This is a genomic window from Sphingomonas edaphi, from assembly GCF_003583725.1.
GTDB classification, from domain to species: Bacteria; Pseudomonadota; Alphaproteobacteria; order Sphingomonadales; family Sphingomonadaceae; genus Sphingomicrobium; species Sphingomicrobium edaphi.
The window spans coordinates 189,151-213,168 of record NZ_QXTF01000003.1 but is presented as its reverse complement, the minus strand read 5'-3'; the positions used below and the strand labels follow the sequence as shown (position 1 = coordinate 213,168).

The 24,018-nt window shown below is 61.2% G+C and carries 28 protein-coding genes and 1 tRNA gene; 11 read left to right on the top strand and 18 right to left on the bottom strand.

All coding sequences use genetic code 11. The annotated features are described in order from the left end of the window. The first annotated feature begins 179 nt into the window (after positions 1 to 179). Positions 180 to 2,087: a potassium transporter Kup gene (locus tag D3M59_RS10355; protein WP_119533581.1), complete on the top strand. Its 1,908-nt coding sequence runs from the start codon at positions 180 to 182 to the stop codon at positions 2,085 to 2,087. 46 nt (positions 2,088 to 2,133) lie between these two features. On the opposite strand, the gene D3M59_RS11960 is transcribed toward D3M59_RS10355, so the two are convergent. Beyond that, positions 2,134 to 2,322 (bottom strand): hypothetical protein, encoded by a 189-nt coding sequence (locus D3M59_RS11960; RefSeq protein WP_147416743.1) that lies wholly within the window; start codon positions 2,320 to 2,322, stop codon positions 2,134 to 2,136. 300 nt (positions 2,323 to 2,622) lie between these two features. Here D3M59_RS11960 and D3M59_RS12130 point away from each other — a divergent pair, with 300 nt between their 5' ends. Next, positions 2,623 to 2,796 carry a hypothetical protein gene (locus D3M59_RS12130; RefSeq protein WP_158582005.1) on the top strand — a complete coding sequence of 58 codons (174 nt, stop codon included), beginning with the start codon at positions 2,623 to 2,625 and terminating at the stop codon, positions 2,794 to 2,796. 120 nt (positions 2,797 to 2,916) lie between these two features. Here D3M59_RS12130 and D3M59_RS10345 read toward each other — a convergent pair whose 3' ends face one another. The 14 genes from D3M59_RS10345 to D3M59_RS10280 form a co-directional block, all read right to left on the bottom strand. Continuing rightward, positions 2,917 to 4,821, bottom strand: a complete 1,905-nt coding sequence (locus D3M59_RS10345; protein ID WP_119533579.1) for a TIR domain-containing protein — start codon at positions 4,819 to 4,821, stop codon at positions 2,917 to 2,919. A gap of 315 nt (positions 4,822 to 5,136) precedes the next feature. Next, positions 5,137 to 5,211: transfer RNA gene (locus D3M59_RS10340), tRNA-Gln, on the bottom strand. A gap of 68 nt (positions 5,212 to 5,279) precedes the next feature. Next, on the bottom strand, positions 5,280 to 7,637 hold the full coding sequence (locus D3M59_RS10335; RefSeq protein WP_119533578.1) for a putative bifunctional diguanylate cyclase/phosphodiesterase: 2,358 nt from the start codon (positions 7,635 to 7,637) through the stop codon (positions 5,280 to 5,282). Between the two features lie 101 nt (positions 7,638 to 7,738). Continuing rightward, positions 7,739 to 8,626 carry a branched-chain amino acid aminotransferase gene (locus D3M59_RS10330; protein ID WP_119533577.1) on the bottom strand — a complete coding sequence of 296 codons (888 nt, stop codon included), beginning with the start codon at positions 8,624 to 8,626 and terminating at the stop codon, positions 7,739 to 7,741. A gap of 28 nt (positions 8,627 to 8,654) precedes the next feature. Then, positions 8,655 to 9,470 carry a pyrroline-5-carboxylate reductase family protein gene (locus tag D3M59_RS10325; protein ID WP_119533576.1) on the bottom strand — a complete coding sequence of 272 codons (816 nt, stop codon included), beginning with the start codon at positions 9,468 to 9,470 and terminating at the stop codon, positions 8,655 to 8,657. A 4-nt stretch (positions 9,471 to 9,474) separates the two neighbouring features. Next, positions 9,475 to 9,978, bottom strand: a complete 504-nt coding sequence (locus D3M59_RS10320) for a type III secretion system chaperone family protein (protein ID WP_119533575.1) — start codon at positions 9,976 to 9,978, stop codon at positions 9,475 to 9,477. Continuing rightward, positions 9,975 to 10,265 carry an accessory factor UbiK family protein gene (locus D3M59_RS10315; protein ID WP_119533574.1) on the bottom strand — a complete coding sequence of 97 codons (291 nt, stop codon included), beginning with the start codon at positions 10,263 to 10,265 and terminating at the stop codon, positions 9,975 to 9,977. Before D3M59_RS10315 ends, D3M59_RS10320 begins: the two co-directional genes overlap by 4 nt. A gap of 5 nt (positions 10,266 to 10,270) precedes the next feature. Then, entirely contained in the window at positions 10,271 to 10,804 is a 534-nt protein-coding gene (locus D3M59_RS10310; RefSeq protein WP_119533573.1) for a TspO/MBR family protein, read from the bottom strand. Beyond that, complete coding sequence (locus D3M59_RS10305) at positions 10,805 to 11,545, bottom strand: TlyA family RNA methyltransferase (protein WP_119533572.1); 741 nt, start codon at positions 11,543 to 11,545, stop codon at positions 10,805 to 10,807. It abuts the gene before it with no gap. Continuing rightward, positions 11,535 to 12,626: an endonuclease/exonuclease/phosphatase family protein gene (locus tag D3M59_RS10300; RefSeq protein ID WP_158582004.1), complete on the bottom strand. Its 1,092-nt coding sequence runs from the start codon at positions 12,624 to 12,626 to the stop codon at positions 11,535 to 11,537. The genes D3M59_RS10305 and D3M59_RS10300 overlap by 11 nt, the downstream gene beginning before the upstream one ends. Continuing rightward, a complete protein-coding gene (locus tag D3M59_RS10295; protein WP_119533570.1) occupies positions 12,623 to 13,027 on the bottom strand; it encodes a hypothetical protein in 405 nt (134 codons plus the stop codon). Before D3M59_RS10295 ends, D3M59_RS10300 begins: the two co-directional genes overlap by 4 nt. 14 nt (positions 13,028 to 13,041) lie before the next feature. After that, a complete protein-coding gene (dxs, locus tag D3M59_RS10290) occupies positions 13,042 to 14,976 on the bottom strand; it encodes a 1-deoxy-D-xylulose-5-phosphate synthase (RefSeq protein ID WP_119533622.1) in 1,935 nt (644 codons plus the stop codon). Positions 14,977 to 15,018: 42 nt separating this feature from the next. Then, complete coding sequence (locus D3M59_RS10285) at positions 15,019 to 15,477, bottom strand: Fur family transcriptional regulator (RefSeq protein ID WP_119533569.1); 459 nt, start codon at positions 15,475 to 15,477, stop codon at positions 15,019 to 15,021. A 69-nt stretch (positions 15,478 to 15,546) separates the two neighbouring features. Continuing rightward, positions 15,547 to 15,915: a MerC domain-containing protein gene (locus tag D3M59_RS10280; protein ID WP_119533568.1), complete on the bottom strand. Its 369-nt coding sequence runs from the start codon at positions 15,913 to 15,915 to the stop codon at positions 15,547 to 15,549. Positions 15,916 to 16,015: 100 nt separating this feature from the next. Here D3M59_RS10280 and D3M59_RS10275 point away from each other — a divergent pair, with 100 nt between their 5' ends. The 6 genes from D3M59_RS10275 to D3M59_RS10245 all read left to right on the top strand — a co-directional run bounded on the left by D3M59_RS10275 (position 16,016) and on the right by D3M59_RS10245 (position 19,682). Beyond that, positions 16,016 to 17,074: a COX15/CtaA family protein gene (locus tag D3M59_RS10275; protein WP_119533567.1), complete on the top strand. Its 1,059-nt coding sequence runs from the start codon at positions 16,016 to 16,018 to the stop codon at positions 17,072 to 17,074. Continuing rightward, positions 17,071 to 17,385 (top strand): divalent-cation tolerance protein CutA, encoded by a 315-nt coding sequence (gene cutA, locus D3M59_RS10270; protein ID WP_119533566.1) that lies wholly within the window; start codon positions 17,071 to 17,073, stop codon positions 17,383 to 17,385. Before D3M59_RS10275 ends, cutA begins: the two co-directional genes overlap by 4 nt. Positions 17,386 to 17,507: 122 nt before the next feature. Beyond that, on the top strand, positions 17,508 to 17,987 hold the full coding sequence (gene rplM, locus D3M59_RS10265; protein ID WP_119533565.1) for a 50S ribosomal protein L13: 480 nt from the start codon (positions 17,508 to 17,510) through the stop codon (positions 17,985 to 17,987). A gap of 1 nt (position 17,988) precedes the next feature. Continuing rightward, complete coding sequence (rpsI, locus tag D3M59_RS10260) at positions 17,989 to 18,549, top strand: 30S ribosomal protein S9 (RefSeq protein ID WP_119533564.1); 561 nt, start codon at positions 17,989 to 17,991, stop codon at positions 18,547 to 18,549. A 310-nt stretch (positions 18,550 to 18,859) separates the two neighbouring features. Next, the gene (locus D3M59_RS10255; protein ID WP_119533563.1) at positions 18,860 to 19,066 is read left to right on the top strand and encodes a cold-shock protein; all 207 of its coding nucleotides are present in this window, start codon (positions 18,860 to 18,862) and stop codon (positions 19,064 to 19,066) included. Between the two features lie 355 nt (positions 19,067 to 19,421). Then, complete coding sequence (locus D3M59_RS10245; protein ID WP_119533561.1) at positions 19,422 to 19,682, top strand: hypothetical protein; 261 nt, start codon at positions 19,422 to 19,424, stop codon at positions 19,680 to 19,682. A 253-nt stretch (positions 19,683 to 19,935) separates the two neighbouring features. On the opposite strand, the gene D3M59_RS10240 is transcribed toward D3M59_RS10245, so the two are convergent. Together D3M59_RS10240 and D3M59_RS10235 are read right to left on the bottom strand one after the other, a co-directional pair. Continuing rightward, complete coding sequence (locus tag D3M59_RS10240) at positions 19,936 to 20,484, bottom strand: hypothetical protein (RefSeq protein ID WP_119533560.1); 549 nt, start codon at positions 20,482 to 20,484, stop codon at positions 19,936 to 19,938. A gap of 192 nt (positions 20,485 to 20,676) precedes the next feature. Continuing rightward, the gene (locus D3M59_RS10235) at positions 20,677 to 21,261 is read right to left on the bottom strand and encodes a hypothetical protein (RefSeq protein ID WP_147416742.1); all 585 of its coding nucleotides are present in this window, start codon (positions 21,259 to 21,261) and stop codon (positions 20,677 to 20,679) included. A gap of 82 nt (positions 21,262 to 21,343) precedes the next feature. Between D3M59_RS10235 and D3M59_RS10230 the strand changes: the two genes are divergently transcribed. From D3M59_RS10230 to D3M59_RS10220, 3 genes are all read left to right on the top strand, one after another. Further along, entirely contained in the window at positions 21,344 to 22,069 is a 726-nt protein-coding gene (locus tag D3M59_RS10230; RefSeq protein ID WP_199662491.1) for a LytTR family DNA-binding domain-containing protein, read from the top strand. A gap of 55 nt (positions 22,070 to 22,124) precedes the next feature. Continuing rightward, positions 22,125 to 22,736 carry a LuxR C-terminal-related transcriptional regulator gene (locus D3M59_RS10225; protein WP_199662489.1) on the top strand — a complete coding sequence of 204 codons (612 nt, stop codon included), beginning with the start codon at positions 22,125 to 22,127 and terminating at the stop codon, positions 22,734 to 22,736. An 80-nt stretch (positions 22,737 to 22,816) separates the two neighbouring features. Next, positions 22,817 to 23,365 carry a fasciclin domain-containing protein gene (locus tag D3M59_RS10220; protein WP_119533558.1) on the top strand — a complete coding sequence of 183 codons (549 nt, stop codon included), beginning with the start codon at positions 22,817 to 22,819 and terminating at the stop codon, positions 23,363 to 23,365. A 176-nt stretch (positions 23,366 to 23,541) separates the two neighbouring features. Here D3M59_RS10220 and D3M59_RS10215 read toward each other — a convergent pair whose 3' ends face one another. Then, positions 23,542 to 23,787, bottom strand: a complete 246-nt coding sequence (locus D3M59_RS10215; RefSeq protein WP_119533557.1) for a hypothetical protein — start codon at positions 23,785 to 23,787, stop codon at positions 23,542 to 23,544. Positions 23,788 to 24,018: the final 231 nt, after the last annotated feature.

Genomic DNA, 24,018 nt, shown 5'->3' with positions numbered 1-24,018 from the left:
CCTCCGGCGGTGGAACCGCGTCGCGTGGGCCGAATGAATGGAGCGTCTGCCATGCCGATCAAATGCGCCCGGCATCGCCGTTCGTCGAGGTTTTCCGGCCTAGTTCCGATGGTTTCCTAACGGCTCGGTCATGAATTCCACATGGAATCTTTATGCCCCGCGCCGCCACTTCAGATAACATGAACAATATAAATGTTACGGCCAACGCGGCTTCCGAAGCCAAGCACGCGCCAAACGAGTCGCTGCCCGCCCTGATGCTCGGCGCCATCGGTGTTGTATTCGGCGACATTGGCACTTCACCGCTCTACGCAATGAAGGAGAGCTTCATCGGCCCGCATCCGCTCGCGGTCGATGCACCGCACGTCTATGGCGTGCTCTCGCTGATCTTCTGGTCATTAATGCTCGTCGTGACGGTCAAATATGTCGCTATCACCATGCGCGCCCATAACAAGGGCGAGGGCGGCTCCTTTGCCTTGCTAGCGATGATTTCGCGGACCGTCGAAGGAGGTAAGTGGACCGCCAGCTTGGTGATCATGGGCGTCCTAGCCACCGCACTGTTCTACGGTGACGCCATCATTACTCCAGCCATCTCGGTCCTGTCGGCCGTCGAGGGCTTGGCCGTCGCTGAGGCGAGACTTGCGCCGCTGATCCTTCCCATCTCGATCGGCATCTTGGTTGGACTGTTCCTGATCCAGTCGCGCGGCACCGCAAAAGTCGGCGCCATCTTTGGTCCGATCGTGCTGATCTATTTCGCGACCCTGGCAACGCTCGGTGTCGTCAACATCGTAGCGCATCCCAACATCCTCGCTGCACTGAACCCCTATTGGGCGCTGAACTTCTTCTTCATCGATCCGACCAAGGCCTTCCTTGCATTGGGATCGGTGTTTCTGGCGGTGACCGGCGCAGAAACCCTTTATGCCGACATGGGCCACTTTGGCCGGAAGGCGATCGGCATCAGCTGGCTGACGCTGGTTTACCCCTGCCTTATGCTAAATTATCTGGGGCAAGGCGCGCTGCTGCTGGTCGAACCGGAAGCAGTGCGAAATCCCTTCTACCTGATGGCTCCCGAATGGGCGCGCCTCCCGCTCGTCGGGATTGCCACTTTGGCGACAATCATCGCCAGTCAGGCGGTGATATCCGGCGCCTTCTCGGTAACTCGCCAAGCGATCCAGCTCGGCTTCCTTCCACGGTTGTCCGTGCTGCACACCAGCGCCAAGGCAGTCGGGCAAATCTATATCCCGATCGTCAATTGGACGCTGCTGCTGCTCGTCGTCGTCGTGGTGCTCGGATTTGGTGAATCCACGCGTCTTGCCTCGGCCTATGGCATCTCGGTGACCGGCACTATGTTCATCACCACGTGCATGATGGCAGTGGTGCTGTTCCGCGTTTGGAAATGGCATCCGGTTCTTGCCGGCGGCGTCATCGGGCTATTCTTTGTCGTGGACGCGGCCTTCTTCGCCTCGAACCTCACCAAGTTCCTCGATGGCGGCTGGTTCCCTCTGCTGGTCGCGACGGTAGTGTTCGTCGTGCTGACCACGTGGGCGGCCGGGCGGCGGATCATGCGCGAGCGGCTGGCTGAAGGTGCACTTCCGCTGGAAGTTTTCATCAAATCGACCGCTAATTCGCTCCATCGCATCCGCGGCACATCGGTGTTCATGGCTTCAAGCGCGGAAACCATCCCATCGGCGCTGCTGCACAACATCAAGCATAACCAGGTGCTGCACGAACGGGTGGTCATCCTAACGGTTCAGATCGAGGAGGTGCCGCACTATCCGCGTGAAAATCGGTCGGAAGTTGCGCATCACGCCGAAGGATTCAATCGGATCATCCTGCGATACGGGTTCATGGATGATATTGACGTGCCGCGAGACCTTGCGGCGACCTCGATGGCAGGCGGACCTTTCAACATGATGACGACCAGCTTCTTCCTTGGTCGCCAGAAGCTGATCGCCACGAAACGACCCGGAATGGCGCTGTGGCGGGAGCGGCTGTTCGCTTGGATGAACAAGAATAGCGAAAGCGCGATGGAGTTCTTTAAGATTCCAACCAATCGCGTTGTCGAGCTTGGCAGTCAGTTGGAAATCTAACGATGCTCAATGAAATGATCTGCGCCGCACTGGCTGTCGTCGCTCTTCATCTTCCCTGCGGTTTGGCTCGCGCAATCCGATAGCCCACGACCAACGAAGACAGCAGCGATATGAAGCCGATCACTCCTGCCCCAGGAGCATCGTCTGCATGTCCTATGTACAGCCAACCAACGAGGGCAAGAATGCCCAGAAGTATGGTATAGGCCGCTAGCACGTAGTTGCGCGTGGTGCTCACGTCGTTGATCTCCCTCAGCTGTCTCAACCATCTGCATGGTGGGCGCTGCCAGACGTGAAGTCATGATTTCCTAGTGAGGAATTTATGATGCGGCTGAGACCGGTCTGCTTCTTACCCGTCACGGCCGTAGCTCGGCCCGCTAGCGACTGGCAGCCTTGCTGTCGCTTCCTGGCCGTTAGCGGACCGTCTGAAACAGAGCAGTCTAGCTCCGCAGTCGGTCAGTCGTTAATGTGAGGGATGGCCGACGACCCAAAGCCTCAGTCCGAAATCGGAAGGTTTGACCCGAAGGCACGCGCTGCGATGAAGCAGGCCCTGCGGGAAAAGGATCGCGAAGACCTCCGCCTCGGCCGCGCGACCGCGGCGGAGATCCATAAGCGCAATCTCTTCCTCGGACAGCTCGACATGAGCAAGGCCGAAATCCTTCATTACGGGCCACATTCGGGGCCGACCGCCAAGACAGGCGGCAAGAAATAGCTCAAGGCTCGATCTGGCCGATCGCAGACGTATGGCGAAACTGAACGAACGTCTACTTTAGGGTGCGCAATGGCTTTGTCTGAGCGACCCGAATGGGCGCAAAGCTGACGTTGCGCAGGTTCATGGGAACCTCAGTTTCTGAACTAGCACGGCATAGCGCGGGTCATCCCTGATCGGATCAAGGAACGGGTCAGTCGTGAGGCCCACCAACCCCGGGTCCTTCAATGACAACGCCTGATCGAACCTGGCAAAAGCGCGGTCACGTTCGCCGCTCTGGGCGTTGATTGCCGCGATTTGATAAGCAACGGCGGAACCGTAGGCCTCGGTCAGACGTGCAATAGCTCGCTCCGCTCCCCTCTTGTCTCCGGCACGCGCGGCGATCATCCCTTCCCCGGTCATCCGAAGATAGTCATCTGCAGGCATTCGGGCATATTCGGTCCTTGCACGCTCCGGTTGTCCGAGAAGCAGCCAAGCGTCCCCAGCCGTAGCGAAGCGCGCCGGATTGCCCGGAGCGATGGCTTCGGCTTGGCGAACGGCGTCAATCGCCTCCCGGTAGCGGCGCGCCAGCAGCATCACGAGACTCCGGCGGGCGTAGGATCGAGCGGCCAAACCATCGAGGGCGAGCAATCGATCAGAGAGCCGGAGCGCTTCTTCGCTCCGGCCGAACGTCGCCATGGTCGTTGCAGCCTCAAGCAGTACGTCAGTGTCGTCTGGCGAAAGAGCCAGCGCCGTCTTTGTCTCTCGGATGATTCCTGCGAGATCGAGGCGATTATAGGCAATTCTGGCGAGTGCGACGTGGGGAGCTCCGAGCCCGGGAGCCAGCCTTGCCGCCTGCCGCGCGGACGCTTCTGCCGCGGCGACCAGTCGGCGTGATGCCGGGTCCGCCGGAAAATTCTCGGTGATGGTGATGAGCACCATCGCCCGCTCAACATGCGCGCTGGCGTAATTGGGATCACGAGCAATTGCGCCATCTACCAGCCGCAGTGCCTGGTCGAACTCAGCCCGGCTTCCGGCCGTGACCCGAGCCTGCCGGGCGCGAAACATCATATCCTGGGCAAGGCTATCGGCTGTGCCACCAAGCGTAAGCGCTGATTGGCCGCTCCGGCCGATTTCGATGCTCAGGGCCCGGGCAACGCTGGCGGCAATGTCAGTCTGAACACGGATCGCGTCGCCTGCTGCACGATCATAACTCTGCGCCCAGCGTTGGACGCCGTCACGTCCGTCAACGAGTTGAGCGGTAATGCGGATGAGATCGGCGGAGCGGCGGACGCTTCCCGTCAGTAGATAAGCTGCTTTGAGGCGCGCGGCTGCCGTCCTGCTATCCAGCTCGGCTACTGTGGTCGAGGAAGTGCGGCCGATCACCTCCAACCCAATCCGCGAAAGGGCCGAGCGCAGTTCTTCGGTAATGCCTTCGGCGAAATAAGCCTGCTCAGGATCATTCGACATGTTGGTGAACGGCAGAACCGCAATGCGTTTCGGGCCCTTACCGTCTGACCGGAGCAGGAGCCAGCCGCTGCCAGTTGCCGCCACGGCTCCGATCCCAACAGCCCCGGCGATTAAGGTTCGACGGCGAAAATTGGGGCCTTCACTCGTTGGAGGTAGACAACTTCCGTCTTTACCGCTGACCCGCGCTCGCACCGCCTTCAAAAGGTTCTGAAAACGCGGATCGTCTATCTTGCCCTTCCAGCCCTGCAATGCGAGTGCCTGAATCTCCCCAAAGCCGAGCGGCGGGTCGACGGCGTCAATGCGGATGGGGAGATAGGTGCCGAGCCGCATCGCGCGGGAAGCCTCGTCGCGAACGAAATGCCCTTCGGGACCGACGGAGCGCTTCGACCACGCTACTATGACGCAACGGGCGGCATCTAGGTGCTGTTCGATTTCCTCCCGCCAGTGAGCACCACCGCCAATCCGCGCGTCCCACCAGACGCTCATGTCCTCCGCCTCGAGCGCGTCAACCAGAACTTTCAGCCGAGAGCGATCCTCGGCCTTATAGGATATAAAGATGTCGCAAGCCCCACCGGACATTGCTGACCCCACGTTGCGGTAAAGCGAGTATGAGGGCCTCCGCAGCCAACTGCAACGCCGTCGGCATTCGCGGTCTGCGACGGCCCAAAGCTCTCACGGTCGTGCAACGTGGCAGTGGCTGTTCTTGAACGGAATCCGCCTCGGGACGAAGTCAGTTCCCGGGAACCCGCTAGCCGGCCCAACATTGACCGAGAGGCGGAATTCAGACGTTTGGCGTCCTGCTGATCATGGGAGGCGGTCGTTGCTCCGCTGAGATGCGCGCTAACCCAAGCCGATGGCTTTTTCGTATGACAGCTCTCGGCGATGCCGAAGTGCTGGCTGGGGCGGCAGGATTCGAACCTGCGAATGCCGGTACCAAAAACCGGTGCCTTACCACTTGGCGACGCCCCAGCAGGCCACCCGTGAAGCCGGGCGTTCGCGGGGCGGCTTATAGCCGCTGCGACGCGCAAGAAAAGGGGTTAGGCGGAGCGGCGGTGACGAACAGCCTCATCGGCGCCTGCAAACTCTTCCACAGGCACCGGCCGACCGAAATGGAAGCCCTGGAGCTGCGCACAGCCAAGGCAACGCATGACCTCGGCCTGAGCCTCCGTTTCCACGCCTTCGGCAGTCGTCTCGACCCCCAAACCCCGCGCCAACGCTAATATGGCGTGGACGATCGCCACGCAGTCCTTTGAGCCTTCAGCAGCTCCCCGCACGAAGCTCTGATCGATCTTAATCTTTGAGAATTGAGCCCGGCTCAAATAGCCGAATGAGCTATATCCCTTGCCGAAATCGTCGAGAACAAGGCGGACGCCCAGCGCGCGCAGGCGCTCTAGAGACGTCAGGGTCGCGGCGTCGTCGCCCAGGAAGACGTTCTCGGTTACCTCAAGCTCAAGCCGGCTAGGCTCAAGTCTCGATGAGGCCAATGCTCCAAGCACCGTCTTGGACAGCCCTGCCCCCGACAACTGTGCGGCGGAGATATTGACTGCAACCCGCATCCGGCTGTCCCATCGCGCTGCTTGCGCGCAGGCTTCCCGGATCACCCAATCGCCAATCTGATGGATCAGACCGGCATCCTCGATGATCGGGATGAATTGGTCGGGCGGAATGTCGCCCCGTCGGGGGTGACGCCAGCGCAAAAGGGCCTCGCGCGCTACGATTTCCCCAGTCGAGGCATCGATGATTGGCTGGTATGCGAGCGTCAGCCCGTTGCTGCTCAGGGCTTCGCGGACGTCCTGCTCCAGCAAGCGGTTGTCTTCGGCTTCATCGAACATGAAGCGCTCAAAGAAGGCATGGCCGCCCCGTCCCGCTTCCTTTGCACGGTACAGCGCTAAGTCCGCGCTGCGCATGAGCTGTTCTTCGCGAAGCCCGTCCGACGGGCACACGGCAATTCCAATTGTTGCGCCAATGTGCAGGTTCGCAGCCCCAATCGAAACACTCTTCGACAGCTCAGCGATTATCTTTTCTGCGACGGCGGCGAGATCGGCCCGTTCTGTAGGGCCGTGCCAGATGATGGCAAACTCGTCGCCGCCGATCCTGCCAACGCGCCCGCCGCTGTCCACGGCCTTGCTCAACCGCTGCCCAACTTCGACCAAAAGCTGATCGCCGATGGCATGTCCCAGCGTATCGTTCACGAGCTTGAACCGGTCGAGGTCGACCAGGAACAACGCGCAGCCATCCAGCCCTTCGGACTGGCGCATGACCGCCTCTTCAAGTAGCTCGCGGACGAGCAGGCGATTAGCGAGCCCGGTGAGCGGGTCGGTCCGCGCGGCACGGACCGAGTCATTGCCCGTCAGACGCGCCTCTGTGATGTCCGAGGCAACGCCACGCCAGCCGACCAAAAGGCCGCGCTCATCGAACATCGGCTTGCCCGACAGAGACCACCAACGCTCGCGATTACTGGATGGCACGGCTCGATCCTTGAAGGCATTTCCTTCTTCAAGGTCGGTGAACAGGCTGCGCATCCCGGTCGACAGGCCGGCGATGCGGTCGGCCGGGTCAAGCAAAGTGCGGTAGGGGCGCCCGATGACTTCGTCCTCAGTAAAACCAATGGCAGAGAGCAGTTCAGGCGACATTTTCGTCAACCTGAGCGAGCCGTTCAACTCCCAGAGGCCGCCCGAGCCCGATGCTTCGAATTCACGCAGGAGCTTGATGATCTCGCCCTGTTCCTTGAGCTCGATCCGGTCGCGGGTGTGAAGGATGAACTGGCGTGCACTGCTCAACACGTTCAGCGCGAGGACCCCTGCATAAACAAAGGTCAGCATGAACATCGCCATACTGTCGAATTTCAGCGCCAGGGTTGCGCACCCCACTGTGACGATCGCGATGTAGATCATCGCGGCTTGCGGCAGCGACACCAGCGTAATGCTGCCTGCGCTTAAAAGGGCAGCAATCAATACGCACATGAAGATCTTTTCTGACGGCGGGGCCGCGTCAAACCAGAATAACGGCGGCACTAACCACAAGGCCGCAAGCATTGTGATGACCAAGCAGATCGTGCCCAGTCGCGCCGGGTGAGCTTGCGCATATTCCGGATCAATTCGAAGCCTGACCGCACGAATGCCCCGTAAGAAGCAGAGCAACAAGGCGGTCCCAAACCAAAGTCCGAGCTGCAGATTATCAATCGAACCACGAAGGCCGATAACTAGCACGGCGGCGGTCAGGATCTGGACGGCGACGGTAGCCGGAACGAGGCGCACGAGGGCATCGAGCTGCGCCTGACGCACGGCGCGGGAAACCCAGTCGCGCGGACGGGCCAACGACAGGATGTCGCGCGAGCGAAGCTTGCGCGCCTTATCCCGGCGATAATTGGTAGAAGTTACTGACGCCCCCGCCACTCGCTACCGACCCACTCACCCTTGAAAGAATTGCGGCAGTGGGATGGATAGCGACTAGAAAGCGAAGAAACAATGAATCGCCCGAAATGAGCGTCTTGGCCTCAGTAGTTTAGCCGGCGATTGACCAGATCGTCATAGTCCTTTGCCAACTGGCGCGAGAGGTCTCCGATCTCGAAGTTCCATGGGCCAGCCGACTGGATGAAGGTCACTTCGGCTGCAGAGCCAGTGATGAACATCTGTTCGAAGCTTTCGAGTTCCTCCGGCCAAATCGCCCGTTCGATGACCTCGACGCCGCGGCGGCGAGCGAGGTCCATGACGGTCTGGCGAGTGATGCCGTTGAGGAAACAATCCGGCGTCGGCGTAATCAGCTGACCTTCCTTGATGAAGAAGGCATTTGCCCCGGTCGCTTCCGCCACCTGGCCGCGCCAGTCGAACATCAGCGCATCGTCATAGCCGCGCTCGTCCGCATGCTTCTTTGAAAGCGTCGCGATCATGTAAAGCCCCGCCGCCTTCGAATGCACCGGTGCAGTAAAAGGAGCCGGACGGCGCCACGGAGCGATGTCGAGGCGCAAACCCTTCGCTGCGATCTCCGGCGCGAAATATTTGCCCCACTCCCACGCCGCAATGGCAAGGTGGGGCTTGGTGCCCTTGGGCGAAACGCCCATCTGCTCGGAGCCCCGCCAGGCAACCGGACGGACATAGGCATCGGTGAAGCCGTTCGCTTTCACCACTTCGTTACAGGCCGCGTCAATTTCCTCGACTGTCCAAGGCAGTTCGAAGCCAAGGATCTCTGCAGACTTACGAAGCCTCGCGCTGTGCTCGGAGAGCTTGAAGATCACGCCGCCATAGGCGCGCTGCCCTTCAAAAACCGAAGAGGCATAGTGCATCGCGTGGGTGAGAACGTGCACATTCGCTTCGCGCCACGGGACAAGTTTGCCGTCAATCCAGATCCAACCGTCACGATCATCGAAGCTGCGCACGTCCGCCATATCTATCCTCTTGAAAGTTGATGCGGCGCTAGGCGAGGCGCTCGGGCCGGTCAATGGCGGCCGCTTGGGCCAGCTCCCTGCCCCGCCGGATTGCAGCCTCGATTGTACGGGCTACCAGGCCGGATAGCGCGCCATCCTCCTCAAGGACCGCCAAACCCGCTTCGGTTGTTCCGCCGGGGCTAGCCACCCGCTTGGAAAGTTGGCGACCGTTCTCGCCGGTCGCCTGCATAAGTGCGGCTGTGCCCACAAGCGTCTGCAGCGCAATCCCCAATGCGTCGCCCTCGACACCGTTCGCAGTGCCCGCTTCAGCAAGAGCATCCGCGAAACGCGCGACATAGGCTGGCCCGGCACCGGCAATAGCCCCGATCGCGGCGAGTCCGTCTTCTTCCTCAGTCGCTATGACCAGTCCGAGCGGCCGCAGCAACTCAACCACCTCGTGGACCGCATCGCCATCGCCGTGGACGGGAAGGACACCCGCGCCAATTGCGACCGGCAGGTTCGGCAGCACCCGGACGATTGCCCGAACCAACGGAATGCGCGCACGAAGGCTGGAAACTTCGACGCCGGCAAGCAGTGAAACGACAACAGTGTCAGGCCCACACTTGGCCGCCAGCGACGGTGCAACTTCGTCCAGCTTTTGCGGCTTGAAGCCCAGCATGACAAAGCGCGGCGTCTCGTTGGGCAAGGTCGTGACGGTGCGGATGCCGTCGACCGGCGTCCCACTCGGGCGGATGACTGTCACGCCGGAAAAGTCCGCGCCGGCTCTCCGCCACCCCTCGACCATGGCGCCCGCCATATTCCCGCAGCCGACCAACCAAGCGGGCGTGGGAAACGCTGGCGTCATGACGTCAGGCTTCGCCAGCGGTGTCGATCAATGCCGCCGAGATGGCCTCGCTGGGTGATTTGCCGCCCCAGAGCACAAACTGGAACACCGGGTAAAAGCGCTCGCATTCCTCGATTGCAGCTTCGCTGATCGCTTCTGCATGCTCGAAGCTCATCGTGTCACCCTCACCCACCAGCGCAGCGTGGCGGAACACGATCAACCCTGAACCCGACCAAAGTTCGAAATGACCCAGCCACAGCTGCTCGTTGATGAGCCCTAGCGTCTCGTAGATCGCGGCCCGCTTCTCGACGCCGACCTTGATGTCGGGAAAGGCAAGGAACTGCAGGACCTGGTCCTCGCTGCGCCAGACGCCTCGAAGTTCATATTGCGCCCAGCTCCCGGTCGCAGAAGCGATGATCTCTCCGTCGCCTGTGCGCTCGCACGCCCAGCCCCGCGCCTCGAAATATTGTTCGAGGATCTCGATTGGCGCGCCGTCGTCGCGTTCGTCGTTTTCAGAAGCGTCGCTCAGCTTGCGGCTCCCGGTTTGGAGGTCTTGGCCGGCTTGGCCTTGGGCGTCGCTGCCGCTTCGAGTGCGGCGATGCGAGCTTTCAGCTGCTCATTCTCATCGCGTGCGGCAACGGCCATTGCCTTCACCGCCTCGAATTCGTCGCGGCTGACAAAGTCCATGCCGCCCACCCATTCGCGCATTTTCTCGCGCATCGAGGATTCTGCCTCGCGGCCCATCCCTGCCATGGTCCCGGCAACGCCGTTCATCATCTTGGCGAGATCGTCGAAAATCCGGTTCTGCGATTGCATCGTCTTTATGCTCCCGTGATGCCCAGCGGCGCCGCATCGGCGCCCGGGTTCAGCTTGCCCGTCTCATAGTTGAGTGCCGTCGCTAGGCACAACCATGCCAGATAGGGAAGCATCAGCCATCCTGCCACTGCCCTGATGCCTCGAAAATATCGCGCGGCTGCCAGCGCCATGACCAGCATGACGATGATCGTTACCAGCGCCACGTCGATCATTCGCATTCCAAAAAAGATCGGCGACCATGCGAAGTTCAGTGCCAGCTGCCCGAAAAAGAGCCACAGGGCAGACGTGCGGTCCTTACTCGGCGGTTCGTTGAGGATCGCCGCGAGCGCGATCCCCAGCATGGTATAAAGCGCCGTCCACACCACGCCGAACGCCCAGCCCGGCGGCTGGAAGGCCGGCTTGACGAGGTTCGCGTACCAGCTGTTGGAAAAGCCGCTATTCGACAAATACCCCATCAGCGATCCGATGATGACGATCGTCGGAACGGTGATCAACGCCCTCTTCCATAAACCTCGATCGTCGCGCACTGCCGTCGCCATTCAATCCTCCTTGATCGCACCTAACAGGAACTCGACATTCCCTTCCGGTCCCGTAATCGGACTCCGTTCAACGCCGCGAACGCTCCATCCCTTGGATTGGACCCAGCTCACCGCTTCATCGCAAACCCGCTGGTGCACGTCAGGGTCGCGGACGACCCCACCCTTCCCCACTTCGTCTCGCCCTGCTTCGAACTGAGGTTTCACCAGCGCGACGAGAAACGCGCCTGGCCGGGCAAGGTCCAGTGCTGCGTCCAGCACCTTGTGCAGCGCTATGAAGCTCGCATCGCAAACGACGATATCGACCGGTTCGGGAATGATGTCACGATTTAGGTCGCGCGCGTTCGTCTGCTCATGAACGATAACTCGCTCGTCGCTCCGCAGCCGCCAGGCCAATTGGTTCGTTCCGACATCAACGGCATAGACCCGCGCAGCGCCGCGGCTCAGAAGCACGTCGGTGAAACCGCCGGTCGAGCTACCAACGTCGAGTGCAACAGCATCGGTCACATCAAACCCGAAATGGCTGAGGCCGTGGTCCAACTTCACGCCGCCGCGCGACACCCAGGGGTGATCGCGGCCCTTGACCGACAGGGCGGCATCGTCGGGCAGCATGTCGCCCGCTTTCGCGACCCGCCGGTCGCCGACGAACACGTTGCCCGCCAGGATCAGCGCCTGTGCCCGGGTCCGGCTTTCCGCCAAGCCTTTCGTAACCAGCAACTGATCGGCGCGAACCTTATTCGCCACGGTTTTCCTCGCGCTTTTCGGCCAACCCCTCGCCCAACTCTTCGCTCGCCTCGGCTTCCGTTGCCGCCGATGCCGACGGTGCGACCTTGCGCTCGCCGGCGCGGTCGGTGAGGCACAGGCTGAAGTAAATCGGAAAATGATCGGATCCGATGTCGGGCAGCACGTCGATTGCCATCATCTCGAAATGCGGACTGACAAACAGATGGTCGAGCGGCCAGCGAAGCAGCGGATATTGCGCCGTGAAGGTCGGGTAGAATCCCCGGCCTACGCGCGGGTCACCCATGCCGGCCACTTCCTTGAAGAGCTTGGACGTGCGCGACCATGCGACGTCGTTAAGGTCGCCCATGACAATCGCCGCTCGGCCCGCATCACGCACCTCGCGGCCGACCGTCACCAGTTCCGCATCTCGCTCTCCGCTATCGTCTCCAGGCCATGGCGGCTCCGGATGCATCGCGTAAAAGTCCACGCGCTGCCCGCCGCGGAGCGTCAGCTCGACCTGCGCCGACGGAACGCCCGGCTGAAGCAGGTGCCGAATGCGCCCCTCCATGGGCAGTCGGGACAGCAACATCATCCCGTATGTGTTGGGCGCCGCCTCCGATAGGGCATAGGGATAAGCCTTGCGCAACGGCGCCACGGCCTTTTCCCACTCATCACCGACCTCCAGAAGCAAGAGAACGTCCGGACGGTGCTGCTCAACCAGGCGCAGGAGCCGCGAGTAATCGCTGTTCGTGAGCAGGACGTTAGCGTTCAGCAAAGAAAGCTGTCGTTGTGGCGAACAGGTTTGCGCGGCTGCGACCTGCTTCGGGTAAAATGGCAGATAGGCGAGGAAGTGGCTTACCTGCCAGGCTAGCGCCGCCGCGACCCCCGCGACCAACACCCAGAACCAGCGGACGCGGCGAACTTTAAGCAGGAAGAGGGCGACGCTGAAAATGAGAAGAAGCCCAGCGACCTGTAGACGCGGATAGTCCCATTGTCGGACCCACCAGCGGTCAGTTTGCCATAAGGGCAGGAACGACAGGACGACGAGCAGGCACAGCAGAGCGACCACTGCACGCGTCGTCCACTTCCGCCACCCACTCATGCCGAACCCCGGATCGACCATCCGGCCATCAGGTCACAATGGCGGCCCAGTTCCGCAACCGTCGGATCACTGCCCAACGGTGCGAGCGCCGGCCGTGCGTCCTGCCCACGCATCGCTTGCCAGAAACGGCCAACCAGGCCGTCGATCTCAGGCCGGTCGACCCAGATCTGGCTTTCCAACCGGTCCTCTGGCCTCGGCGCTAGCGGCGCGTGATAGAAAGGCTGCAGCTCCCGCCAAAGGAAGCGGGCTGTTGTCGGCGTGACGCCCGCCGCGCCCATCGCCCGCTCGAAACCGTCTTCGTCCATGCGCCGACGATGCCTCGCCAGCTGCAAATGGCGGCGGCGGGACATGGGCATGGTAGCGAAGAACAGGATGAGCAGGCCGATGAAACCGACCAGCAACCACCATCCGATTGTCAGGCGATTGCTCCCGCGTCGGCGTCGACCGCGATATCGTTGCGGCGCAGCGCCTTGAGCACCGTCTCGACGATATGCGGTGCATTCAGGCCCGCATCGTCATACTGTTTTGCAGGCGCGTCCTGGTCCTGGAAAATGTCAGGCAGGCGCATTGTCCGAAGCTTCAGCCCCGCATCGATCAGGCCCTCGTCGCTGGCGAGCGTCAGCACTTGAGCGCCAAAGCCGCCGATGGCGCCTTCCTCGATAGTGACGGCCACTTCGTGGGTGGTCAGCAGCTTGCGGACCATTTCCTCATCGATCGGCTTGGCGAAGCGCATATCAGCAACGGTCGTCGAAAGCCCCTTGGCCTCCAGCATGTCCGCCGCCTTCTCCGCCTCCTCCAGCCGGGTACCAAGCGACAGGATGGCAACCTTTTTGCCTTCGCGGACAATGCGTCCCTTACCGATCTCAAGGCGCTGCGGGGAGGCCGGCATCGCGAGACCGCGACCGTTGCCGCGCGGATAGCGAACCGCGCTGGGGCCACTGTCGTGCAGCGCCATCGTGTGGACCATGTTCGCCAACTCGACCTCGTCGGCCGCTGCCATGACAACCATGTTCGGCAGCGTACAAAGATATGCGAGGTCAAACGCGCCGGCGTGCGTGCAGCCGTCTGCGCCGACCAGCCCGGCTCGGTCCATTGCAAAGCGAACCGGCAGGTTCTGGATCGCCACGTCGTGGACGACCTGATCATAGGCGCGCTGCAGGAAGGTCGAATAGATGGCGCAGAACGGCCGATGCCCCTGTGCCGCGAGGCCGGCCGCAAAGGTCACCGCATGTTGCTCAGCGATACCGACATCGAAGGTACGATCAGGGAATGCCTGTTCGACCTTATCCAGCCCGGTGCCCGACGGCATGGCAGCCGTGATCGCGACCACCTTCTCGTCGCGCTCCATCTCGGCCTTGAGGGCGTCCGCAAATACCGCCGTGTAAGCGGGCGGACCGCCACCGGGGCCCTTGTCCTGCTTGCCCGACACAACGTCGAACTTGACCACACCGTGATATTTGTCGGCCGCGCTTTCGGCTGGCCCATAGCCTTTGCCTTTGACCGTGACCGCATGGATCAGGATCGGCCCATCTTTGGCGTCCCGCACATTTTCCAGAATCTCGACCAGGCCCAACACGTCATGGCCATCCACTGGCCCCACGTAATAGAAGCCAAGCTCCTCGAACAGCGTACCGCCGGTCACCATCCCACGAGCATATTCCTCTGCCTTGCGAGCCGCCTTCTCGACCGGCTTCGGCAGACGGCCGAAAACCCGGCGAGCGATTTCGCGGGTCTTCAGATATTTGCCGCTGCTGACAAGCCGCGCGAGATAGTGCGACAGACCGCCAACGGGCGGGGCGATCGACATGTCGTTATCGTTGAGGATGACGACCAGCCGGTTTCCTGCCTCGTGCGCATTGTTCATCGCCTCATAGGCCATGCCGGCACTCATTGCGCCGTCGCCGATTACCGCGATCGCTCGGCCCGGCTTGTTCGCCAGCTTGTTCGAAATAGCAAAGCCAAGCGCGGCTGAAATGCTGGTCGATGAGTGAGCGGCGCCAAACGGGTCATATTCGCTTTCGGCGCGCTTGGTGAAACCGCTGAGCCCCCCGCCCTGCCGAAGCGTACGGATCCGGTCGCGCCGGCCCGTAACGATCTTGTGCGGATAACATTGGTGGCCAACGTCCCAGATGAGCTTGTCGTCGGGCGTATCAAATACATAGTGGATGGCAACCGTAAGCTCGACAACGCCCAGGCCCGACCCGAGATGGCCGCCCGAGGTCGAAACCGCAGAAATCATCTCGGAGCGCAGTTCCTCGGCCAGCTGGGGCAGCTGCGCCTTCTGGAGCTTGCGGATATCCGACGGATACTGGATTTGGTCGAGGAGCGGAGTAGCAGGACGTTCAGACATAAGCATCCGTCCTATCGCCTTCCTGCGTCCTAAGCTAGCGCCTTAGCTGCAATCGCCGCACCGGCCGCGCACCTCGATGACGGGGCGGACTTCGGCAAAACCGGCACCTTCCGCTGCCTCGCGAACGCCGCCCGACAGCTTGTCATTGTCGATGTGCGTCGCCTGCCCGCAGGTGTCGCAGATCAGGAAGATGCAGTCGTGAAGACAGCCGGGATGCTGGTTTGCGACATAGGCGTTGGCGCTCTCGACTCGCCGGGCGAGGTTTGATCCGACAAACAGGTCCAGGATGCGGTAAACGCTGTTGGCAGCGACGCGCTTGCCCCGCGACTTGGAAACCGCTTCCGCGATGTCATAGGCAGACGCGGGCTTGTCGAAGCCCGCCAGCGCATCGAACACCGCCGCTCGCATATCCGTCCACTGCTCGCCCCGTTCTGCCATCCGGCGTGCGGCGGCGTCGCGCAGCGAGTCGCCCTGATGAAGCTGATGCGAGTGAGTGGCCATGGGGGATAAATAGGCTCGTCGCGGAGGCATAACAAGCACAAGCGGGCCGTGCCCTGCCCCGGCCAGCGGTTACTCGGCGGCGATGTGGTTCAGGCGGTGGCCAAGCGCCAGGATCGAGACTCCCACGATCGTGTACAGCGCTTCGGAACCGTCATGCGGCATGGTCAGCGCGCCTGCCATGACTCCCAGACCTAGGCCGCCGACTGCGCTTGGCATCGTATAGCCATGCTGCATGATCCCACGGCCCAACGCGACGACGCCCATTACCATGGCCAGAGAGAGGCCAAGTTCATGAACAATTGGCGCACCCAGCACGCCGCCAACGGTCGCTACAAGCGAAAGCCACACAGCCGTCGCCAGGCAATGCACGACACAAAGGCCGGACAGGCCGATGGCCATCCGGTCGAGGCGATGGGTGGGGATCGCGAGGAGCGACATGCCGCAGGATATATCGTCGCACGCCGTAAGTTACAATATCACATTTCGGAATTTGAACGATTATTGGCAAGCTAGTGGATTGGGGCCATAGCGCGCCTTTATGGACTCAGCCGCCTTTGCTTCGCCCGTTCAGTCTGCTGGCGCGCCTACCCGGCCGCTAGCGATCGCCAACTGGCTGTTCTTCGTGGCTGGCCTGGTCTTCCTGATGGTGGTCGTCGGCGGCATCACTCGCCTGACGGAAAGCGGACTCTCGATTACCGAGTGGAAGCCAGTGACGGGCGCCATCCCGCCCCTCACCCAAGACCAGTGGCAGCAGGCCTTCGACCTCTACAAGGCAACCCCGGAATATCGCGAGATCAACGGTCCCGCCGGCATGGACCTTGGCGATTTCAAGTTCATCTTCTTCTGGGAATGGGTCCACCGCCTGATCGGCCGCCTGATTGGCGTGGCGTTTGCCCTTCCACTCGCCTGGTTCGCCGTGAAGCGCGTCATTCCGCAAGGGTATGGCTGGCGCCTCGTTGCTCTCCTCGCCCTCGGCGCCGCGCAGGGCGCGATGGGCTGGTTCATGGTGCAATCCGGTCTCGTCAACCGCACCGACGTCAGCCACTTCCGCCTTTCGGCTCACCTGCTGCTGGCGCTGTTCATCCTGGCGGGGCTCATCTGGACTGCGCTCGACCTGCGGCAACTCGCCCGTACCGGGGAGAATCGCCCGGCAAAGTTTGGAAGCACAAGCTTTTGGGTCAGCCTCGTCCTCTTCGTCCAACTTCTGCTCGGTGCCTGGGTGGCAGGGCTCAACGCCGGCTACGTGTCGAACAGCTGGCCACTGATGAACGACCGCCTCATTCCCGACGGGATCGACTGGGCAAACGGCGCCCTGTTCGCCCTCACCCACGATCCCTTCCTGCTGCACTTCCTGCACCGCTGGTGGGCCTGGGTTGTCGTAGCAGCGCTTGTCGTTTTCGCCCGCAAGGTAAAGCCCATTGACCGGCGGGCATCGATTGCGATTCATACAGCCTTCGGCACGCAAATCCTGCTGGGCATCGGCACGGTCGAAACGGGTATGAACATTGTCATGGCGGTGCTTCATCAGGCTGTCGGTGCCTTGGTGGTCGCATCCGTTGCATGGGGCGCGCACGTTCATGGAAAGACCAAGGCATGACCGTCGTCACCGTCTACGCCACCTTCACTTACCCGGGCCAGGCGCAAACCATTGGCCAGACCGCCGTCGAGGAGCGCCTCGCTGCATGCGTGAACATTCTTCAGCCCTGCCGGTCGATCTTCCGCTGGGAGGGCAAGGTCGAAAGCGCGACCGAAACGCCGGCACTATTCAAGACAACGACGGACAAGGCTGACGCCCTGATAGCCCGGATCAAGGAGCTTCATAGCTATACGACGCCATCCATCGTGGTCTGGCCGATCGAGCGCCTCTCGGCAGACTTCGGCGACTGGGTCGAAGAGAACACCCGGTAATATTTTACCCGTCTGCAAACGCCCGCTTTGCTTGACAAAATTGGCGACAATCATCATTAGCTCGGCCGACGGCGCTGCCTTTGGGGCGGCGCCTCCTGCATTTTTGATGAAGGGTCCAGCCCATGAAGGCGCTGATGAAGACCACCAAGTCGGTAAAGCCGGCCGAGGTGGAAAAGAAGTGGCATCTGATCGATGCCGAAAACCTGGTGGTCGGCCGCGTTGCCACGATCATCGCCAACATCCTGCGCGGCAAGCACAAGGCCAGCTTCACCCCGCACGTTGATTGCGGCGACCATGTTGTCGTGATCAATGCGGACAAGGTGCGCTTCACCGGCCGTAAGCTGGGCCAGAAGATCTATTACAAGCACACCGGTTATGCCGGCGGCTTGAAGGAAGTGACCGCAGCGAAGGTGCTGGAAGGCCGTTTCCCCGAGCGCGTCCTTGAGAAGGCCGTGGAGCGCATGATCCCGCGCGGCCCGCTCGGCCGCGACCAGATGCGTGCCCTGCACCTCTACAACGGCACCGAGCACCCGCACGGCGGCCAGAACCCGGAAGTTCTCGACGTCGCGTCGATGAACCGCAAGAACAAGGTGGGCGCATAAGATGGCCGACAAAAAGTCCCTTTCCGACCTGGGTGCGCTGACCGGCCAGCAGGCCGAAACCCCGGCGCCCGCCGCCGAAACCGCTGCGCCGGCCGAAGCCGCCGTTGCCGAGGCGCCTGCCGCTCCGGTTTCGACGCAGCCCGAAGCGCCGCTTCGCGAACAGCAGCTCGACAAGTACGGCCGCGCCTATGCGACCGGTCGCCGCAAGGATGCCGTTGCGCGCGTCTGGCTGAAGCCGGGTTCGGGCAAGATCGAGATCAACGGCCGCGATCAGACGATTTACTTTGCTCGTCCGACCCTGCGCCTGGTTATCAACCAGCCGTTCGACGTGACGGACCGCAATGGCCAGTACGACGTCATTGCCACCGTCAAGGGCGGCGGTCTCTCGGGGCAGGCCGGTGCGGTTAAGCACGGCATCGCGCAGGCGCTCTCGCGCTATGAACCGGCGCTCCGCACGGCAGTGAAGCGCGAAGGCTTCCTGACCCGCGATAGCCGCGTCGTTGAACGTAAGAAGTACGGTAAGGCCAAGGCCCGCCGCAGCTTCCAGTTCTCGAAGCGCTAAGACGATCTACATTGTCGTTTACGAAGGGCGGTCCCTCCGGGGCCGCCCTTTTCGATTCAGGCCTTGGTGATGCGCCAACACCCGCATTGGCGACATTGGCCAACAACCACCCTGAACAGACGAACCGCGCGCATCATGCCGCACGCCCCTTCCAAATTTCTCATTGTTGTCTATACAGGGAGCTGCTGAACGTCGCCTGCGACGGATGATGGGCCGCTTCGGCTCCTCCCTTTGTCCCTTTCTAGCTGCAAGACGCCGGGATGCGCGTGTTCGCGCATGCCCGTCACCCATGGGATAAAGGATACCCATCATGATTACTGGCACCGTAAAATTCTTCAACAACGACAAAGGCTATGGCTTCATCGCGCCGGAAGACGGCACCAGCGACGCCTTCGTCCACATCTCCGCAGTGGAGCGCGCCGGCATGGTGACGCTCAACAAGGACCAGCGCGTCTCCTATGAACTCGAGACGGACCGCCGCGGCAAGGTGTCCGCTGTGAATCTCCAGGGCGCCTAACACACTAAGATTGAGTGGCGGATGCAATGGTGTCCGCCACTTAATCACCCGGACGGCGGCCTACAACGCAGTCCGTTGAGCGCTCCGAGCGGTAATGGCGCTGACCAATGCGTCTGCCCCATCATGAAAGGTCACCATGTTGAGAACCCCAGTCAAACCATTCCTGATCGCCAAGAATGAGGAAGGAAAATTCCGGCTTACGGTCCGCAGCACGCGCTACAACTCGCAGAACTATCCGATCGTCTCGTCGAGTTTGCTACCGGAGGCGTTTAGTACTGCGGCCGCTGCTCGTGCCCACGCAAAACTGGAATACGGCGCAGAGCCCGGGCAGTTCGCGTCCAAATAGGATCGCACGATGGCTGACCAAGAACATGATCTGACGGCACAGCAGATGCTCGAGGCCCAGCAAGCCCTCGACGTTGCGGCTTTCAACGGAATCCTCAGTCTTGCCATCGTCCTGCGGAAGCGAAGCCTACTCTCCGACCTGGAGACGAGAAACTTGCACGATATCATGAGCAAGCCGCTTTCGCTCGAGGGGAACGCGAACAACCCGGTCGTCCAGGATGCTCAACAGAACCTCGACCATCTGTTCGCGCTGCTGCTAAAAAGACGCTGACTGGCCTCCCATTGCAGCGCGGGCCGGAAGTCCTCCAGGCTGGCGAGCCAACTTGAGCGCCAACTGCGCCCTTCTACGCCGTTCGTCGCTCGCGCATGTCTTTGCTTGGGCGAAGGCTTGGATCTGAGCGCTGGGGTCGGTCTGGCACGTAAGGTCTGATGCTTAGTCAAGCGAGAAGCTTGGAGGCCCGAGTTCAATTGTCCTGTGTCTTCGACGAAAGTCGGCTTGCCGGTCGCTCCGGACCGTTCGCGCGTCAACGGCCGAGCAGTACGCCTAATCCATGAAAGCCGATCATCAGCACCAGTAGCCCCGCAATTAATCGCCGGTTCTGTGCGTATGCGGTTACGATGAGAACGATCAGGAAGATCGCGTTTACGATCCACCAAATCGGAGGCATCGACCAACCCGCATTGCGCGCGACGAGTGCCAGGCCCAGCAGGTTGCAGAAAGCAATGGCAATCAGCGATGGACGGCGGGTCCGGACAAAATGCTCGTCCAGGTCGGCCACATTATCTTCTGCGTTGGGAAAGACGAGCGACGCCGCCAGATAATATGTCCCACCGACGAGAAGCGTCATGAGGAGTGTGCCGCTCGTCGGAACCGCCAAGTGGCGCATCTGCCAGGCGCCATACCAGAACATCGTTAGGTTGATCAGGACAAGTATGCCAAGCAGAGGGACGAGCCAGCCGATGCGAACATGGCGGCTCGACTTCAATGCGCGAGCCAGGCCAGCAAGCATTTCCGTGTAGGTCAGGCCGACCAGCAGGCCGAATAGCGGAAAGACAAACTCGAAAGCAGTCATGGGCCGACCCCCTACAATCATCCTACGACGAAACGCCGCTTAGTGGGAAGTCGGCGAGGCGCGCAGCTTAGCGCGCGCCTTTGCCCTTCATTGATGTACTTGCCGTCTGAAAGCAGCCGTCCAGACCGAGGTAACTGCTGAAGTATAATGAGCGGCGGCACCGTCCCCTGCGCCGCCTCCTTGTTCTGCCCCTCACCGCGCTCGCTGAGACTGAGGCTGCGACTGGTAAGTTGAGGGTCGCCTATGCGCCACCATCGGAAAGGTTTCACCTCCGTGGTAGGTCACGGTTCCGCACATAAGATCGCCCTTGGCCGAGAGTTTGCCGTCGAACAGGACATCGCCCTCTCGCGAGGCAACAATCATATGGATGCGGTTACCGTTCAAGGTGACATTACGCAGGACAACCGGCGCGGTCCTCGTCGGCGCCAGCGAACCACCATAGTCAGCGCCGACGAAGCCGATCGACATAAGCCCAAAGCTGGGAATTCCCCGAGGAACCATCAGGAAATCCCAATGTCCATGAAGATTCGGAGCCTCGGCGCCCGCCGCAGCAGATCCCACGTCACAATTCATAGCAACCGAAGATGCCGGCTGTTCAGCAATCGCCTCACCGGCAAAGAAGGCTGCGATTATGGCAAGCATCATCACGCATTTCATTTTCATTCTCCATGTTGAATAGTTTTTGGGCGCGGATTGCGCCGGCGGCGATCGGTATCCCTCTGTCCCAGCCGCATCGACAAGCCGTGATTTCGCCAATAGCTTCCGCTTTTTCGCCAATGTGAGACGTATGCAGTTCACGCATCGCCAACGGCTTTTATGGGGGACTTGGAAGCCGTTACTGGCCGCGATACCGGTCGGTTTGCTCCTCGGATTCGCAGGCCCTTTCGGCTCCTACCCGGCCTTCCCAACCACGACCCGCTACGCGTTCTGGCTGGGACTGACGGCGGCTGGCGTTGTGGCTGCAATCGCCGCGAACGCCGTGTTGCCCGCAACAAGGCTTCGCGCCGGTTTGGTCCGGATGGGAGCCGTTGCTCTACTTTCCGCGATGCCGATGACATTCGTCGTTGCTTGGACCATGTCGCTTATTCAGCCGGGCCGCTTCTACACGCCGCAGCAACTGCTGGGCCTGTTCTGGGGCGTCGCGGCCGTGCAACTGCTGGTCGTTTACGCAACGACTAGCGCCGCCCGCAGGGCCGATGACGCTGAGGCAACTGACTTCGTCCCCGCTCTCGCGCAACCAGAAGAAGAGTTGCCGCCCGCTGCCTTTCCGTCCGCCCTGCTAGGCAGGCTGCCATCGGGGATCGGCAGCGATATAATCGCCCTCGAAACGGAGGATCACTATCTTCGCGTGCACACGGTTGGGGGGAGCGCCCTAATACTGATGCGGATGGCTGATGCCGTAGCCTTGCTCGATCCCAAACTGGGAGCGCAGGTTCATCGCCGCTGGTGGGTCACTGAAGCAGCAGTCGAGGGCATTCGGATGGATGGACAGAAGCTTTCCCTCTCACTAATCAACAATACTCTGGTGCCGGTCGGAAGGACCTTTACCGCGGCCGTCAGGGCGAGGTTCGCCCAAACCCTGTAATATTCACTCATTCGCACGTCTTCTGTTCGTCAGAGCACCTGTGTAGAGTGCTGACGTGATCCAGGCCGGTGGAGACGATGCGCTTATAGACAGCATAGGGTTGAGCCCGATTGCCAGCGTGATTAGCAATCCGCGGCGGCCGGACAATCCAATAGAGGTCGCCAACCCCGCTTTTTGTGATCTCACAGGATACAGCGAAGCCGATGTCGTTGGCCGAAACTGTCGCTTTCTCGCAGGTGCAGGGACGGAACCTTGGCTGACTGAACGGATCCGTCAGGGGATCGCAAACAGACGTCCCGTTCTTGTCGATATCTTGAACTACCGCAGCGACGGAGTGCCATTTCGCAACGCGGTCTTGGTTACCCCTTTGTTCGATGGCGAAGGTGAGCTCAGCTATTTCCTGGGCTCGCAAGTCGAGCTTGGCGAGGAAGAGTCAGGACTGTTCGTAAGCCGGCATCAACGAGCTGTCGCAATGGTGAAAGCGTTACCCGTGCGTCAACGCCAGGTTCTCGAGCAGATCGCCCGAGGATATCGCAACAAGCAGATCGCTTACGCACTCTCGATCAGCGAGAAGACCGTTAAGATGCATCGCGAACTTCTGCTCCAAAGGTTGGGTGCCTCGACGACTGCGGACGCCATCCGGATAGCGGTCGAGGCCGGACTCTAATACCGGCTAAAGGCCGTATGGATCGCGGGTGGGTCTCCGCATACTTCGGTCGTTGACCGGGGACAGAATAGGAGACCAACATGCCTTCCCATCGTCTCATCTATCTAATGCTTGCCGCTGCGGGCATCCCGCTGGCGGCCACAGCGGCTTTAAGCCACAACCACAAGCCAGCCGCCAAGCCCGCTGGCAACATCGTCGCGGCGGTCAGCGCATCGAAAGAGCACAAAACCTTGGTTGCCGCCGTCAAGGCTGCGGGCCTCGTCGACACGCTGGCTTCTAGCGGTCCCTTCACGGTCTTCGCGCCCACCGACGCTGCCTTCGGCAAACTTCCCGCTGGTACGCTCGACACGCTTCTTAAGCCGGAAAACAAGGGGACGTTGGCGTCCATTTTGACCTACCACGTCGTCCCTGGGAAAGTTACGGCTACCTCACTTGTCGAGCAGATCGGCGCTGGAGGTGGGCAAGCCGTACTGACGACCGTGCAAGGTGGAAAGCTTACCGCAACGCTGACCGACGGCAAAGTGACGCTGCGCGATCAAGCAGGTGGACTGGCAACAGTTACGACCGCGGACCTGATGCAGGCAAACGGTGTCATCCACGTGACTGACTCGGTCTCCCTTCCGGGTTGAACCGCGAGCCTGTTGGCCGCCGATGTTATTCGGCGGCCAATTCGCAAATGACCTTATCAGAAACTGGAACGTCTAGCCTGCGGGGTTACCCGTAAATCGAGCGGCTCGTTGGCCTCACCTGAGCGCTTCGTAAGGACACTGGATGAGCGCTGCATGACCCAGCAGCTCCTCGAGGCTCAATTCGGCTTGCGAACCTCGGTGTCGCATGTCCCCTCCGAGGTCGGCTCCGTGCCCCAGCTGCGCTCAATATCTCGGCGACGCGGGTCATTGGGCGAAAGGTAGCAATGCGGCTTCGCCGTCACGTTGTAGAGGTCTTCCGTGCGTTCCCGGATCTGCCCGAGTGTGATTGTCGCGATGATTGCACAGATGGCAATAACGGCGAGAGCCACCGCCGCGATCATCTTCAACGGGTCATACCTCATGCTGTCTCCTCACCACTGACCAAAACGCCGCCGGCAGCCGACAGTCGACTAGCCGAACCGATGCTCAGTGTCGGAGCTTGCTATTTGTTCCGCTCACTTAACCTGTGAGATCGCCGGACCAACGCACCAGCAGGAAGATCGCGAGCGCTGTTTTCCGTGGAGCGAGAGCTGATGGTGATGGGCAGCAGCTCCGCAATGCCGCAAGTCGGACCGCGCCCGATACCATCATTG